The organism is Paenibacillus sp. ALE3 (assembly GCF_054113405.1).
In genome coordinates this window covers 649,184-664,755 of the sequence record NZ_CM134214.1, presented here as the reverse complement: position 1 = coordinate 664,755, position 15,572 = coordinate 649,184, and the positions used below count along the sequence as shown (strand labels likewise).

The 15,572-nt window shown below is 46.5% G+C and carries 13 protein-coding genes; 3 read left to right on the top strand and 10 right to left on the bottom strand.

The annotated features are described in order from the left end of the window. Positions 1 to 43 precede the first annotated feature (43 nt). Both ACXHJ2_RS03000 and ACXHJ2_RS02995 read right to left on the bottom strand, forming a co-directional pair. Positions 44 to 976 (bottom strand): COX15/CtaA family protein, encoded by a 933-nt coding sequence (locus ACXHJ2_RS03000; RefSeq protein WP_013372916.1) that lies wholly within the window; start codon positions 974 to 976, stop codon positions 44 to 46. A 215-nt stretch (positions 977 to 1,191) separates the two neighbouring features. Then, complete coding sequence (locus tag ACXHJ2_RS02995; RefSeq protein ID WP_013372917.1) at positions 1,192 to 1,536, bottom strand: thioredoxin family protein; 345 nt, start codon at positions 1,534 to 1,536, stop codon at positions 1,192 to 1,194. Between the two features lie 235 nt (positions 1,537 to 1,771). Here ACXHJ2_RS02995 and ACXHJ2_RS02990 point away from each other — a divergent pair, with 235 nt between their 5' ends. Continuing rightward, entirely contained in the window at positions 1,772 to 3,058 is a 1,287-nt protein-coding gene (locus ACXHJ2_RS02990; RefSeq protein ID WP_165083688.1) for a DUF2515 family protein, read from the top strand. A gap of 18 nt (positions 3,059 to 3,076) precedes the next feature. Here ACXHJ2_RS02990 and ACXHJ2_RS02985 read toward each other — a convergent pair whose 3' ends face one another. The 7 genes from ACXHJ2_RS02985 to ACXHJ2_RS02955 form a co-directional block, all read right to left on the bottom strand. Continuing rightward, entirely contained in the window at positions 3,077 to 4,711 is a 1,635-nt protein-coding gene (locus tag ACXHJ2_RS02985; protein ID WP_165083690.1) for a putative polysaccharide biosynthesis protein, read from the bottom strand. 133 nt (positions 4,712 to 4,844) lie between these two features. Continuing rightward, positions 4,845 to 5,324 (bottom strand): DUF456 domain-containing protein, encoded by a 480-nt coding sequence (locus ACXHJ2_RS02980; RefSeq protein ID WP_013372920.1) that lies wholly within the window; start codon positions 5,322 to 5,324, stop codon positions 4,845 to 4,847. 50 nt (positions 5,325 to 5,374) lie between these two features. Then, positions 5,375 to 6,124, bottom strand: a complete 750-nt coding sequence (locus ACXHJ2_RS02975) for a Cof-type HAD-IIB family hydrolase (RefSeq protein ID WP_165083691.1) — start codon at positions 6,122 to 6,124, stop codon at positions 5,375 to 5,377. Between the two features lie 81 nt (positions 6,125 to 6,205). Continuing rightward, positions 6,206 to 8,284 (bottom strand): peptidoglycan D,D-transpeptidase FtsI family protein, encoded by a 2,079-nt coding sequence (locus ACXHJ2_RS02970; RefSeq protein ID WP_165083693.1) that lies wholly within the window; start codon positions 8,282 to 8,284, stop codon positions 6,206 to 6,208. A 182-nt stretch (positions 8,285 to 8,466) separates the two neighbouring features. Then, positions 8,467 to 10,551, bottom strand: a complete 2,085-nt coding sequence (locus tag ACXHJ2_RS02965; RefSeq protein WP_165083695.1) for a peptidoglycan D,D-transpeptidase FtsI family protein — start codon at positions 10,549 to 10,551, stop codon at positions 8,467 to 8,469. Positions 10,552 to 10,571: 20 nt separating this feature from the next. Then, positions 10,572 to 11,723, bottom strand: coding sequence for a transglutaminase domain-containing protein (locus tag ACXHJ2_RS02960; protein WP_165083697.1), 1,152 nt, complete (start codon positions 11,721 to 11,723; stop codon positions 10,572 to 10,574). A gap of 16 nt (positions 11,724 to 11,739) precedes the next feature. After that, complete coding sequence (locus ACXHJ2_RS02955; protein ID WP_013372925.1) at positions 11,740 to 12,222, bottom strand: hypothetical protein; 483 nt, start codon at positions 12,220 to 12,222, stop codon at positions 11,740 to 11,742. A gap of 222 nt (positions 12,223 to 12,444) precedes the next feature. Here ACXHJ2_RS02955 and ACXHJ2_RS02950 point away from each other — a divergent pair, with 222 nt between their 5' ends. Both ACXHJ2_RS02950 and ACXHJ2_RS02945 read left to right on the top strand, forming a co-directional pair. Next, entirely contained in the window at positions 12,445 to 13,614 is a 1,170-nt protein-coding gene (locus tag ACXHJ2_RS02950; RefSeq protein WP_013372926.1) for an MFS transporter, read from the top strand. A 413-nt stretch (positions 13,615 to 14,027) separates the two neighbouring features. Continuing rightward, complete coding sequence (locus ACXHJ2_RS02945; RefSeq protein WP_165083699.1) at positions 14,028 to 14,369, top strand: toprim domain-containing protein; 342 nt, start codon at positions 14,028 to 14,030, stop codon at positions 14,367 to 14,369. Positions 14,370 to 14,459: 90 nt separating this feature from the next. Here ACXHJ2_RS02945 and cyoE read toward each other — a convergent pair whose 3' ends face one another. Then, entirely contained in the window at positions 14,460 to 15,404 is a 945-nt protein-coding gene (gene cyoE, locus ACXHJ2_RS02940; protein ID WP_013372928.1) for a heme o synthase, read from the bottom strand. Positions 15,405 to 15,572: the final 168 nt, after the last annotated feature.

Genomic DNA, 15,572 nt, shown 5'->3' with positions numbered 1-15,572 from the left:
GCCTCTTGGGCAAAAATACGCTTCATTATAATCTACAAAATGCTTAGGTACGCTGTGCTTGGGTCGGAACAAGCTTGCGGTCCGGTGACAATTGCCATACACGATAGCTCAGATAAGCCAAAATGGAGAACAACGATGCAATCACCAGCATATGTCCCAGCACGATAAACATGTAAATTTCAGGTCTGTTGACGTACAGCAAGATAATACCAATCACCACTTGAAGAATAATCAATACGACCGATACGACACCCAGAGTACGAATATCCCGGTGATTCGGGTGATAACGATACGAGTAGTGACCCACAGCCAAAATAATGACGAACAGCAGACCGGCTGAAATCTGATGAAGCAGCAGTGGAGATATGAAACCCCCAATATTTACAACCTTCTGGATGACCGAATGACTAAGCAACGCTCCTGAATAGACAGCAATATAGGTATAAATCGTTGATAGCCATATAAAGTTACGATAGCCGCGACTGACACGCCCAGGAATCAGACGGGGAGTGTAGCGTGAATCCGCATGCTCCTGCCAGGCCCCCAGCGTCATCATGGTCGCACTGGCAAAAGCAATAAGCGCAAAGCCAAAATGCAGCCCCATGACTGCAGCCGATTGGGAGAAGATGACAGCCAATGCCCCCATCGCACCTTGTATGATAACAAACAATAGCGTGAGTAAAGAGAATAGCTGTAAATCCTTCCGATGCTTCATAAACAGCAAAAAGCCGACAAACGAGGCGATAGAAAGAATTCCGGCCATGGCACTGACAGAGCGATGAGAGAACTCAATAAGGGATGCGATGGTATGCGCCGGAACCAGCTTACCATTACAAAGTGGGAATTCTCTTCCACAGCCGAGACCCGAATCCGTTCGCGTCACGACACCTCCACCGAAGGTAGCCAAAAACATGACAATACATGTTACGAGTGCCAGCCATTTTAATATTCTGATTTTGTTATTCAATGAATTCACCCGTATCCTTCCAAATATAATATTTATTCACTTTATATGTTGTGAAATGATCACTTAAAGTAATTATAACTGATATATCGTTCCTTGACATACGAGCTTTGTTGACAAAATGTGAACGTGTCCGTAAGAAAGCCGCCTCCTTCGGAAGGAAGCGGCTTTCTGAATATCCTGATGATTAAGGTTCCCTGCGGAGCCCTCATACATACTATTATCCGTTATTTTGCCAAGTTAGCATGGACTTCTACAGCCCGGTCCAAAAACTGCTCGATTTCCTCGCGGGATTTACGCAATCTGTTCACCAGACGTACTAGTTCTCGCCCTTCACTGTAAGCGATAAAGCTAGGAATCCCTAGAACATTTTGCTCTTGGCTGACACTTTCGGCCTGTTCTACATCAATCTCAATTAATGTAAGCTTGTCTGCATATTGTTGCTCTACATCAGGCATGAATGGATCAATAAAATGACAATCCCCGCACCAGTCCGCCTTGAACACAGCTACCGTTACACCTGGAGTGGATATTGCCTTATTAAAGTCTTCATGAGAGACGATTTTTTGCATACATAATTCCTCCTTAAACTTCTTTTGTGCAGGAGATCCTGTACTTTCTATTGTAACGCCAAGTGAAGCTTTTGCACACTCCCCTATTATGCTCACATGCCGATTGGAAGCCCTCTCATTGAGACATACTATAGATATACTTAAGAATCCACATAGGCGACGACATCCCAATAGCATACCCAACATACTTGGTGGAATACGGGGATGCCTGCATTTGAAAGGAGGTTATTTAAACATGTCTCTCACCGAATGGCTCCATGTCGCATCTCGACAGCTTCAGGGAGGGCTAAAGTTACTGGGTTCCGTTCCACGTGTTGCGGAGGAGGCATGGGAGGGCAAACGTGCGGCCTGGACCGAATCCCGTAAATTACGCTATCCCTTGCGTGATCTGCCGTGGGATTATCATTCGGCACAGGCCGCCATGAATGAAGCTGAAGCATTAATGCTGGTGAACGGACCCGCTACGCGTCCCTCTTCTCTAAATATGCCCTTATGCGAAACAGACTGTGAGCTGCTGGAGCGGATCAAGAACGATACAGCACAGGAGAATCGCAGCAACATCACGCGCACTGCCGCTTATCTTGAATGCTATCGTGGCTACCCGGAATTACACTGGGCATTACTGGCCCATCTGGTTTCTCGTAATGGCGGCTATAATATGACTGACCTGAAGGGGGAGCTCATTGGCAACCTGTTCGGCGAACAGGAAAAGGAGTGGCTGTATCGGCTACTTGAGCGCTGTAACGCTCTTATTTTTCAAGACGCTTATCCACAGTTGCAGCTTTACATGCACAGCCGTCATTTGGGACGGAGTTGCTTCCATTTGTTGCCTCATTTTCACGTTTCGCCATTCATGAAGCCCTTTTGGGAACGTTTCTGGGCTTGGCGGGATAGTTCTCTTTTGACGGTAGCGCTCATTATTAATGAACAAAACTATATTGAAGGACGGGTTGTGAAAGACCCGTATTTTCAAAAATTTGTGACACATAAGCCAGGCTTTTATTTGCATGACTGGCTTCAGCTCAATCAGGTTATATTTCCGCTTGGGCTAAACGGTGGACTTGCCGGACTTGTCATGGAGCGTTTTGGCCATCTGGATGAGCGGATCGGTTTTGGTAAAAGTCTTTACGCTATGTTATTTGGCCATCAGCAGGTACTGGATCAGGTATCCGCATTTGCTACCAGCGTGCCGCATACCGGGTCTCGCAGCGACTATTGGCCCGGACTATTCACACCAAATGTACAAAAAGCGCTGCGCTCTCCAGCAGAGAGTGCAACGCTTTTAGCACATGAATGGCTCCCGCCAAGTCAACGTCTGTACAGCCCGGAGCTGAACGCCGTCTGGTCAGATACAGCCTATGATCCGATTCCCCGTTATGACTGGTTTCAGGACGGTTCTACACTTGGGCATATCAGTGAACCAAAACGGCCTCTGTTATTTGCCATGCGCCATGAGCATCGCCATGGCATTCAAAAAACAGCAATGGCCCATGATGCTCATAGCTTGCGGTCCTTTCACTGAACAGATGAGAGGGCTTTTTTAGCCTCGTTGTTGAGTGGACTCACGCTGTAGGCGCATTAACGGACGCAATACCTTCTGCAACACGCGCGGATAGTTACCCAGCTCGTCCCTGCGCAATACGCGCAGTACAACCAGCAATACCAAGTAGCATACCAGTACAACCACTCCGGCAATGCAGCACGCAATCAAGAAGGCTACACGCGCAGGCATCAGATGTACCAGCAAAATGCAGGCTTCATTTACTCCGTACCCGATAGCTCCCGAGACAACGACTGCGGTTAGGAAGCCTGCCCAGCGCCGGCCCATGATTGAGAAGGAAACAATACCTTTCAGCACACGCAAATTCAGCAACGTAATGACGAGGAAACACAAACCGGTTGCGGCAATAATTCCGTAAATCCCTAGCCAACCAGCCAGCAGCCAGCTCGCTGCCAACTTCACGACGATACCAACCATCACATTGACCATTGAAATACGCGGCTTGCCCATACCGATCAATATCGAATTAGAGGTCATCATCGTAATCTGAAAGATCGTTCCGAGTGTCAGAACAGCGATAATCCCGCTGCCTCCAAGCGAGCTGAACAGCAGACCATTAATAGAATAGGCAGTTACACATAAAGCCAGCACAATCGGCATTCCAGTCAGAATAGAGATGCGCAAGGCCAGCGTCATCTGATTTTGTAAATGCTGTTCATCCTTACGGGCAAAAGCCGCTGAAATGATCGGAATGAGCGATTGACTGAGTGCAATGGCCAAAATCGGCGGAATGCCTGCCACACTCTGTGCCCTAGAGCCTAAATAACCCAACTGAGTAGTCGCCTGATCCAATCCCACTTGTCCAGACAGCAGTCTAACTACAATCGACGTATCAATAAAATTAACCGCCGGAACCGTCAGAGACGACAACACGATAGGAATAGAGAGCTTGAAAATATCTTTGTAAATGCGCATCATCGGTAGCGCGGAGCTTTCCTCTTGGAATTGCTCTTGACGATCCTGGCGATCCTGACGACGCAATTTCACCGTGTAATACAGCATGACCCCAAGAGCGCCAAGACTTCCCATGACACCCCCAAAGGAGGCTCCCGCAGCTACCTCACGATCTCCATAGCCAAGCTTCAAAATAATAAAAGCGAGTAGAATTGCGGTGGCTACCCGTGCGACCTGCTCCACAATCTGTGAAATACCACCTGCGGTCATATTACCGCGTCCTTGGAAGTATCCGCGCATCATCGCAATGGCAGGAAACAACAGCAAAGCGGGTGCCAAAGCCTGAATAGCCAAAGCAGACTGCGGAACCCCTGCTACATGCTCGGCAAAATAAGGCGCTCCAAAATACAGCAGCGCCGTAATGATAACACCGGCCACGGCCGCGAATATCAAAGCCGCACGATACACACGTCGCGCTTCCGCAGGCCGATCCAGTGCGTAGCGTTCCGAAACCATTTTGCTCAGTGTGCTGGGAATGCCGGCCGTAGCGACCGTGAGCAGCATCAAATAAGCGTTGTTCGCAATAGTAAACGAGGCGTTCCCGACGGAGCCGAGCAAATGCTCCAATGGAACGCGCTGTACCAGACCAAGCACTCTGGCCACCAAAGCGGCAGCGGCTAAAATAAGCGTACCTTTAAGGAATGTTTCTTTATTGGACAAAATGCGTTCCCTTCTTTCTTGCTGTTCACATGCATGCAAAAGCCCCGCAACAAACAGTCATGGCCTGAGCCATCACCGGTGCGGAGCCGCATGTCGATTCTGTCTCTGCAAATCATAATAAACGAATCTCTGGTTAAAACACCCAAATCAAGAATACAATAATCATGGCAAGCTGCAAAATTACTTTCATCACGGTGCTAGTAAACAGGCCCAAGACGGAGCCAAAGCCCACTTTTATAGCTCGATCCAGCGGGGCTTTACCAATCAGTTCACCCAGCACAGCACCGATAAATGGTCCCAAAATCAGACCGAATGCCGGAATAACGAAAGGGCCAATAATGATTCCTACTGTACTAAGGATCGCTGATAAACGCGAGCCGCCAAATCGCTTGACTCCCCACGCATTCACAGCATAATCCGCAATAAAAAGGGCAACGACGATTAGTGTTTGTATAATCCAAAACAAAGCATTGTATGGAGCAAACGAGAAAAACCAGCCGTATACAAAAAATGCAAAATAAATGGCGAGCGCCCCCGGCAATACGGGATACACCGCTCCCGCCATGCCCACAATGAACAGTACAATGACAACAATCCAACCTACAACGTCCATGGGCCTCCTCCTTCTCGTCTATTCATCTTGCTTGTGCACTATTCATTTTATTACACAAGCACATAATCTCGAATCACTTCTACAATGCCGTCCTCATTATTCGAAGCCACAACCACATTAGCGGCTTCTTTTACCGTATCCTGAGCATTCCCCATCGCTACGCCCAGTCCAGCCGCTTGAATCACAGCCAGGTCATTCAAACTGTCGCCAACGGCAACCACCTGCTCCATGGTAATGCCGAGCAGGTCGCACACTTCAGCGATGCCACTGGCTTTGGATATACCGGCCGGATTAATTTCCAGATTCGTCATCGAAGAATTGGAAATTTCAAGTCCACCCATCTCCTGAAGCTTGAGCAAAATTTGATGGCGAATTTCGTCATTTTCCGTATTAAAACCGAATTTGAGCCATTCCTGTGTGTCCAATGTGTCCGGCCAACGATCTCTGTTGTATAACTCCTCGGTTGAGTAAGCCCAGAACCAGGAGCCTGTTTCTACGGCAATCTGGTGCATCTTGCGAATAAGCTCCTTATCAAGTAAATAGCGGCGCCACAATTCGTGAGGTGATTTCCATACTTCACTGCCGTTTACAGTTACCATTGGCGTCTCCAGACCGAGTTGCTGACCGTAAGGCAAAGCATGCATCGCTGCACGTCCGGTGGACAAGCATACATGAATCCCTTTCTGAATCGCCTTATTAATCCAGTTAATCGTTTCCAAGCTTATTTCATGATTATCATTCAGTAAAGTTCCATCCATGTCGAGCGCAAGCAGTTTGTATTTATATTGGTTTTCTCCCATGGTCTCTCTTCCTCCTGTTGTCCCTTATGTCCAACGACATTTTACCATGAAAAAGAGAAGCCCACAAAAGTATTCAAGTCCTTATTTCGCTACCAGAGGCTTTTTAGGATTACCATCAAGCCCGTATACTTCGTCATACGCATCAAATATTTTACGCGCAACCGGTCCCGCACTCGTCGCACCAAAGCCCCCTTCAGGAATGATAACCGCTACAGCCAGCTTCGGATTTTGGCGTGGAGCAAAAGCGATGAACACCCCATTATCTTTAACCGTACGTCCCACCACCTGCTGAGAAGTCCCCGTTTTGCGGGCATAATCATAGGGAAATCCGTTAAAGGCTTTAACATCGGTAGCCATGCCGCGAATCACAGTATTCCAGTACGTATCTGAAAAAGCGACCTCATTCAGCACCTTCGGCTTAAACTCACGTACGAGATTCCCCTGGTCATCCACAATTTTACTGACTAAATGAGGCTGCATTCGCTTGCCCTTGGTTGCCAGCACAGTCGTATACTGGGCCAGCTGCATCGCTGTATATTTCCCTTGCTGACCAAAGGATGCCTGTACCAAACGTGTCAGCGCACTTTCATGCTTGCTCGTATACTCAAGTCTGCCTGCCCACTCGCCCGGCAGATCGACTTCAGTCGGAACGCCTAATCCAAATTCTTTCATATACTTGTCCCATACATCAATTCCCTGATGCACCCCTGCATTACTTCCGTATTTGGCATACAGCGGCTTGCCGATCATATCCACCATAAACGTATTCGACGAGACCTCAATTGCCCTGCTAGGTGTCAAAGTACCATACACATGTCCGCTAGAGTTCCCAACCCGGCTGGAGCGATTTTTGCCGTAGTACGCACTTCCCGTATCCTGATAAGTCTGTCCGGGAGAAAACAGGTTTTCCTTCAACCCGATCAGCACGGTTAGCGGTTTAATGGTTGAACCCAGAATCACCGAGGATTCTGGATGTGGACCCGCTTTTCCGCTAGGTACGGATTTAATTGTTCCATTTCCCATTTTATGCTGAATTTCGTCATATACCGAAGGCGAGGTACTCCCACTTTTCCATACATTAGAGTCATAATCCGGCATGCTGGCCATTGCCACGACATTTCCGGTCTCTACCTCCATCGCTACAGCGAAGCCAGTGGTCGCGTCTTGATGAAGCTCCCCTGATACGGCATGAGTATGAAGCGAGCGAAGCTGATCCATAATGGCCTGTTCGGTTTTCTGCTGAATTTCCTTGTTGATGGTGGAGTATAGATGATGTCCTTTTTCCGGAGGAGTAATGGATTCAATACCCTCCGGCATGCTGCGCGGATTGACTTCTACCGTTTTATATCCGTTTTTTCCTCTCAGCTCATCCTGGTACTGAAGTTCCAAGCCATCATATCCGACCGTTTCACTTTCCGAATACACCTGTGCCGGTTTTAAAACCTCCGAATTAGCTTCATAGAGCTCTTTATATTTGGACCGGTTCGTTCTAGCTCCTTTGAACTTATACATATATCCAATCGTTTGTACCGCTACCCGATCCGGGTCATAATGGCGTACACTTTCTTCTACAACCTCTACACCAGGGAACTCTGTCCGATGTTCCAGAAAATAAGCGATTTCCTCCCGACTCAAGTCGGATTTGACCAAACGTGGGGTAAATCCCCTATATTGATTATAGTCCGGGTCCAGTCGCTTTTTTATTTCCTCTGCATTAAGCTGCTCTCCTTCGGTACGACCCAGTTCGTTTAATTTGGCAGCAAGCTTGGCAGCAAAAGCATCAAGCTCAGGGAGCAGCTTTTCCCCCGGCTTGCGATCTTTCTCCGTACGTTTGCTATAATCCTTAGATAAAGTTACATACAAGGACTGTACTGAAGTCGAATACGCCAGCTTAACCGTACCCGTGGAGTCATAAATCGTGCCGCGACTCGGGGCTAACGGGACATTTTTCGTATTTACGGATTGCTGCTGGCCTTTGAGCTCCTCCGATTGTACAAACTGCAATACAGCTAGTCTGGTAATGATCAGGGCAAACAGCACAAAAGTACTAAAAAACAGTAGGTTGGTTCGTAAAACCGTCCGTTTTTTTCGTGACTCTTCATTCTCTTCAACATTTTTCTTTTTAAATGAAAACTTTTTATCCAAACTTCCTCTGTCCATATTAGCTGGTCATTACTCCTTTCAGTTAGGTTTTATATTCCTGATCCTACCATATCCAAAGCAATAAACGATGAATTCCCAGATGACAATTTTGTAAGAAAACATACAAAAAAACAAAAAAAGCTTCCCTTAGCCCAATGGCTAAGGGAAGCTTACCTGAAATAGTATCTGTATAAAAATAATTATGGCTGTTTGGCTGCATTGGAATCGGCTGTCGCTGCATCCTTTTTCTTAGGAACACCGTCCAGACCGTACACTTCGTCGTAAGCATCAAATATTTTACGCGCCACAGGTCCGGCGCTCCAAGCCCCGAAGCCCCCTTCAGGAATGACAACTGCTACTGCAAGTTTAGGATTCTGACGTGGTGCAAAGGCGATAAATACTCCGTTATCTTTTAGTCCTCTGCCTACAACCTGCTGTGATGTCCCCGTTTTGCGAGCAAAATCATATGGAAAGCCGTTAAATGCGCTGACATCTGTTGCCATTCCGCGTATGACTTCATTCCAGTATGCATCCGGGAAGTTCACTTCATTCAGCACCTTCGGCTTAAACGTCTGGACCACATTACCATTGGTATCTTTAATTTGACTGACCAAATGCGGCTCCATACGTTTGCCTTTTGTAGCAATCATCGTTGTATACTGAGCAAGTTGCATAGGCGTATATTTACCTTGTTGACCAAAGGATGCATATGCTAATTTGGAAAGTGCAGACTCGGATTTACTCCTCGTATACTCTCGCCAACCCAGGAACTCACCAGGCAAGTCTACTCCAGTAGAAACACCTAATCCAAATTCCTTCATGTAGCGGTCCCATACGTTAACACCTTGGTCTTCTGCTGCGTTATTAATATATTTGTTATATAAGCGCTTGCCAACCATATCGACCATAAAGGCATTGGAGGAATGGCGAATAGCGGTAGCCGGGTCCATTGAACCGTACACATGACCAGATGCGTTGCGTACCCGTGAAGAGTTGTTCCGTCCGAAATAAGCTGCTCCTGTGTCTTGATAGTACGTATTTGTTGTAAACAGTCCTTCTTCCAATCCAATAAGAACAGACAGCGGCTTAATTGTAGATCCCAGAAGCACTGTAGAATCTGGATGCTGTCCAGGTTGGCCTGAGCCAACATTCTTTATTGTAGCGTTTTGATACACATGTTTTATCTCTTCATATTTGTCTTTTGAAATCGTACCCGTTTGCCAATAATTTGCATCATAATCCGGCATACTAGCCATAGCTACCACATTTCCGGTATCTACTTCCATCGCTACAGCAAAGCCCGTTTTCGCATAAGGATGAGTCCTGCCGGATACAGCGTGTGTATGGAGCCATCTCAATTGATCCATAATGGCATTTTCAGTCTTCACCTGAATTTCTTTGTTAATCGTGGAATAGACATTATCCCCTTTTTGCGGAGGAGTAACAGAATCTACACCCTCCGGCATATTGCGCGGATCAATCGGAACCGTTTTATAACCATTTTTCCCTCGTAATTGTTCTTGATATTGATATTCCAGTCCATCAAAGCCAACAGATTCGTTATCCATATAGATGAGGCCCGGATCATTTTCAGCTGACATGGATTTTTGAATATTCTTATATTTATCCAATGTTTCACGCGCACTTTTATAACTTTTAATATAACCGACCGCTTGAACAGCTACCGTATCAGGATCGTAATGACGTACCGTTTCCTCTACGACATCTACGCCCGGAAACTCACTTTTATGCTCCATAAAATAAGCGACTTCGTCTGGAGTAAGATTCGTTTTAATCAGACGCGGCGTAAAACCGCTAAATCGCTGATAGTTCCGATCCATAGCGTCCATAATTTGTTCTGCCGTCATTTTTGGCTCATCTTTATTACCATATTGGGCAAATCGATTTGCCAGCTTTTGTGTCATGTTTTCCAGCTCAGGCAACAGCTTTTTATCAGGCTTACGCGATTTCTCCAAAAGGTCGCTATAGTTCTTGGAGAGCGTGATATACAGCGATTGTACAGGTGTCGAATACGCCAGTCTGTTCTGCCCGGTTGAATCATAAATCGTTCCGCGAATCGGCGTAAGTGGTACATTTTTGGTAACATTACTGGCCTCCTGCTGTTTGAGCTGAGGTCCATCTACAAATTGAAGTATCGCCAATCTTACAATAATGACTGTAAATATAATGAACGAGCTGAAAAAGAACAGATTGATCCGGAAGCTAAATCTTTTTCGGTCGGATGTCTCATTGTCTTTTCCTTGCTCGTTGTCCATCTTTCTCATGTGCCCTTTTCCACTCCTTCTTAAATCACTTTATCCTTGATATGTGTTTGGGCAAAACCTGGCGGGTTAAACCAGTCTCCACTTTGTGCCCAGGTCGGGTCCAGCGGTACCCACTGATCCTGTCCGCTCAAATATACCTCATTCCAGGCATGGGACCCGTATCCTCCCTGTCCGTTGTATCCAAGGCCTGTTACAACCTTGACCTGTAGTCCCTGCGAACGAGCCATCATTGAGTAAAGGCGGGCATAATCAATGCACACTCCTTTACGTGTATCAAACGTATCTCTGGGAGTCTGTTCATGCCAGTCACCACGTTGCTCATAGGCTTCCACCTTACTGTAATCATAGCTAATACGGGTGCCTACCCATTCATACAACGCTCTGGCTTTTTGCTCGTCACCGCTAGCCCCTTCTGTAATCTTGGCCGCTGCCTGAACGATCTCGCTTGGAATGTCCCGGTCGATTATTTCATATTTGCGCTGCATGATACCATTCAATTCCTTGGTAACAGCCTGCGTAAATACGGGCAGCTTATCCTTAATCAGAGTCCCGGACAGCGGCTCAATGACCGATTGCGCACCTTGCTTATAAACCGGCGAAGCTTGTACGTAGCTGCTAAACCCGCTGTCTGGATACAGACTTACGCCTATGAACAGCAGGGCTATGATCATCATGGCACGAGCTCCACCAATAAGAGTACCTATGCCGGCCCCTGCCACTCTGCTGAAAAAGCCCGATTTCTTTTGATGCTCATGGAGGGAGGAATCTGATTTGCCACCTACCATCAACACATAAATGGCACGCAGTATAAACTGGGCAATAGCATAACTGAGCATGAACAATACGGCGAACCGCAGCAGCGGAAAACCCTCTATCCCCGCCACAAGCGTATAATAGAATTGCTCAATCCCACTTAGTTTTCGCTGTGGCAAATGCCCCATATAAGCTGCCAGCCATTGTTGCACCTTCGGTGAAAGCCACATGGCTAACCCGAGCGAGCACAAAATGCCCGCCACAGTGAGTATGCCATCCACAATGAGACTAAACAGCGCACCTACAGATCTGGAGGCCCCTCGCCTCCACCCCTGTATCAACGACAATACTACGATGGCGATCAGAAACACCGTCACGCCATTCCAATGAAGAATAGACTCCAGCCAGGATGGGTTCATTGTGTTCCTCCTGTCTCTACGGCGACTGTGGCTGCTGTACAGCAGCCAAGTCTTTCGCGCTTTCGATATATTTCTTGACTGTGTCACTCATACTCCATTCGCCCAGCGACATTCCCTGAAACCATACCTTGACCTTGTCCCCCTCAAACGGACCCTTTACTTCCAGGTTGGAACTGGTCACTGTAAATGTACCATCTCCGTTGGAGGTGTATTTGGCATTTTGCCCCTCTTTTATCATCATGTTCAAAGCCTCGCTCTGAACCTTGTTAATTGCATCATCCTTTGCCTGAGTCACGACCTTGCCAACCTGTTCAAAGGAAATACCACTGTAGACTAGCAAGCCTGCAATCACAACAATGACGATCAGCCATTTTACGAGAGTTCTTACAATCTTCAATATGACTAACAATAGGACAAGCCCAATCACTATATACAGCCAGTTATCCTGAACGATCTGCCAATTATGTTCCAAAAACTCTGACCAGACGTTCTTATCCATTCGCTACACTCCCGTTTCCAACTACATGATTCAAATTGCAAAATTGTCTCTGTAATTATACATGATTACGCAATGTCCTGTCAGCTTAGGTCTTATACATACCTTGTCATTCAATTCTTGTCCATACAAAGTGGTCTATGTTCGTCCAATCTGGCGTACAACTTAGGAAGGGCCAATACGAAGTAAGATGGAAGTTTACATTAAGGAAAGGGGGTCATTCACATGAAAACAGCCCTCTGGCTGTATCTCTTTTTGTTCATTGCCTTTTTTGATCTGCATGCACAATATCCTATTTTGACACCATTCGCCATCTCTTTGGGGGCAGCTCCTACCTTTATCGGTTGGATGATGGGAATTTACTCTCTGACTCACCTGCCTGGTAACTTGATGGCAGGTCCGAAAGTCGACAAACACGGCAGTCGCCGATATATTATGTTCAGCCTAACAGCTGCAGGCCTGATCCTGATCATTCAATCGTACATTCATACACCGTGGGAATTACTTTTTCTGCGTGCGATTAGTGGCTATGTGTTGGCCTTTTTATCTCCAGCCTGTCTGGCCATGCTGGCGCAACTGTCTGATCATCCGGTTACCCAGGGCAAATATATGTCGGGACATGGTGTCGTCCACACGTTGGCCTCTGTTCTATCTCCTGCCGCAGGCGCATTTATCGTTGCCAGCTTTGGCTTTAGCGAGACATTTAGTTCCCTTGGTATCATTCTCGTAATCACGGGGCTTATGGCTTATTTCACCTTACCCAAAAAGGCACCCGCTCCGCAGGCCCAATTATCTGATGGTCATACGACACCTGCTCCACTCTCGGCAGCACAGACGCGGTTACCATTCAATTGGCGTTACCTGCTTCTACCTTTTGTTTTGGCGTGCGCACAAGGCATTTTATTTTACGAGATCCCATTACGAAATAACGGTTCTGCGTCCATGATGTCCACCGGATTGCTCTTTTCCATCATCAGTTTGGGAGCACTCTGTACGCTCAGTTTGCTTTTTCTGAACAAATATTCACCGATGGTAAGGCTACTTTGCGGCATTATTCTGATGTCTTTAAGCTTCTACGCACTCGCCACTACGCCCGAAGCGATAATAGGCATTATCCTGTTTATTTTGGGAACAGCCAAAGGCATTATTTTTCCAGCGCTGGCCTCTCTCTTCATACGGATTGGAGGTGCTCGATTGGGCAAAACCTTTGCCCTGCAATCCATTGCAACGTCTATCGGCTCCTTTGCCGGGCCTGTACTGGCGGGTCAGCTTCCGGATCACATATCTCCTTTTTTTATCGCATTTCTGATTCTGATGACTGGCCTGCTATTCGTTCCCATTCAGCGATTATCTCCTACACCACCACTATCTGCCTCGGGCCCTTACCATTCCTAGTTACAACTAAGGGGGCATGCTGAGATACTACCTAAAGCCCAAAATACGTTCTAGAGGGCATACGCACAGTACCTAATACCCTACTTAACATAGACTAATTTGACTGAACAATTCATTTACAAAGGGAGGTGCAGCCCGTGAGCCACTGTCATCCTGTAAGCCCTTGCCCTGTTTTCGGCACTTCGACTGGTACCATTCTTGTTCTTTATGTTCTGCTCGTCATCATTCTTCGTACTTGCTGGATCTGATGTCTGATATGCCCTAATATGCTGACTATGTACCTATGCCTGCCACTTCTGGCAGGCTGTTTTGTTGTTTTTTGCATGGGAACCCCTTTTAGAGCTAAACTATACACATATTCTTTCATTTCCCGGGGAATTTCGAGCACAGGCATCAAGCAAGGGGTGAGCAAAATGGCGATAACCGTGATTGTCGAAGGAAAAAATGACCGCAGTAAACTCCGCCGATTACTCGATCCGGAGGTCAACATTTTATGCACCTTCGGCACACTAAACTCTATAAAATTGGAATCCCTCCGCCAGCGGACTAAGCATGACGAAATATATTTATTTATGGACAACGACAGCTCAGGAAAAAAAATAAGAGGGGTGCTTGCAGACGCTTTTCCAGATGCACTTCATATGTATACACGCAAAGGCTATGCTGGTGTAGAAGGTACTCCGGATGAATATGTGATTGCCCAGTTGGAAAAAGCAGGGCTTGAGGATTACATTATATACCCTCCTGTTCTTTAGTCCTGTAAATAAAAAAGCTGTCCTCAGGTCAATTTCATGCCTGTTGGACAGCTATATAGTGCACCATCACCAATGCCTCTAAGATTGGTATTAGAACTTATGAACCGTATCAACAATCATCAGCAAGAAGCTGAGTGTCAAATGGTTAATGGAAAAGAAAAATACTTTTTTTGCCCAAGAATCCGTTTCTTCTTCCTTAATCGTAAAGCCTTTAAAGGCATAAAATGCCCAAAGCACGGACAATAACACGGACACGATCATAAAAATCATACCGGCATATCCATAAGCATACATAAGGATGGGTACCGGAATCAGCAGCACAATATAAGGAATCATCTGAATCTTAGTCCGATGGATACCTTTCACGACTGGCAACAATGGAAATCCTGCTGCGCGATATTCCTCGACTCTGCGAATGGCAAGTGCCCAGAAGTGAGGCGGTTGCCATAAGAACAGTAGTGCGAATAAGAGCCAAGCGCCCATATCGATACGGCCCGATGCGGCCACATAACCAATTACCGGAGGCATAGCCCCAGAAATACCCCCGATGGATGTACTCCATGTAGACGAACGTTTCAACCAGAGCGTATAAATGCCAACGTAGACAATCATACCTAATATGCCCAGTAGCCCTGCCTTCACACCAGAGAAGGAGAATAAAACAGCCAATCCGACGATGCCCAAAATAATAGCGTATGACAGCACCGTTGTGGGGGTCAGACGCCCAGTCGGCAGTGAGCGATTACGTGTCCGCTCCATCTTCAAATCCAACTCACGGTCAAAGTAGTTGTTAAAAACACAAGAAGATGCCATAACCAACATTGTACCTAGAAGTGTAAGAATTAACTTTATATAGTCAACGTCCCATTGCGATGCTAACCAAAAACCACCGAAGGCTGCAACCAGATTAGTACGAAGGATGCCTGGCTTGGTAACTGTAATAAAATCTTTCCAAGTGCCCGCCTTGCCGGGTGGTTTAGATTTTACAGAATAGGTAGCCGCATCCGAAGAAGTCTTATAACTAATATTATCCATTGTGAGTAACTCCCCCTTAGAGATGTATGAATTCGGGAGTAAGTTGAACTCCGATATAAATTTTATCATATACCTACCCCAAAAAGTTTGACAGAAAACGCACAAAACGTTCACAATTCAGATGGCAAATCACCCCTGTTGATCGTTTACAGTAAATTTGGGTAGTAA

What these genes read in the sequence shown, in the direction of transcription:
- ACXHJ2_RS02995 (WP_013372917.1), bottom strand. Translation starts at nt 1,536, where the DNA reads ATGCAAAAAATCGTCTCTCATGAAGACTTTAATAAGGCAATATCCACT.
- ACXHJ2_RS02990 (WP_165083688.1), top strand. Translation starts at nt 1,772, where the DNA reads ATGTCTCTCACCGAATGGCTCCATGTCGCATCTCGACAGCTTCAGGGA.
- ACXHJ2_RS02980 (WP_013372920.1), bottom strand. Translation starts at nt 5,324, where the DNA reads ATGGACGTTGTAGGTTGGATTGTTGTCATTGTACTGTTCATTGTGGGC.
- ACXHJ2_RS02975 (WP_165083691.1), bottom strand. Translation starts at nt 6,124, where the DNA reads ATGGGAGAAAACCAATATAAATACAAACTGCTTGCGCTCGACATGGAT.
- ACXHJ2_RS02970 (WP_165083693.1), bottom strand. Translation starts at nt 8,284, where the DNA reads ATGGACAGAGGAAGTTTGGATAAAAAGTTTTCATTTAAAAAGAAAAAT.
- ACXHJ2_RS02965 (WP_165083695.1), bottom strand. Translation starts at nt 10,551, where the DNA reads ATGAGAAAGATGGACAACGAGCAAGGAAAAGACAATGAGACATCCGAC.
- ACXHJ2_RS02960 (WP_165083697.1), bottom strand. Translation starts at nt 11,723, where the DNA reads ATGAACCCATCCTGGCTGGAGTCTATTCTTCATTGGAATGGCGTGACG.
- ACXHJ2_RS02955 (WP_013372925.1), bottom strand. Translation starts at nt 12,222, where the DNA reads ATGGATAAGAACGTCTGGTCAGAGTTTTTGGAACATAATTGGCAGATC.
- ACXHJ2_RS02950 (WP_013372926.1), top strand. Translation starts at nt 12,445, where the DNA reads ATGAAAACAGCCCTCTGGCTGTATCTCTTTTTGTTCATTGCCTTTTTT.
- ACXHJ2_RS02945 (WP_165083699.1), top strand. Translation starts at nt 14,028, where the DNA reads ATGGCGATAACCGTGATTGTCGAAGGAAAAAATGACCGCAGTAAACTC.
- cyoE (WP_013372928.1), bottom strand. Translation starts at nt 15,404, where the DNA reads ATGGATAATATTAGTTATAAGACTTCTTCGGATGCGGCTACCTATTCT.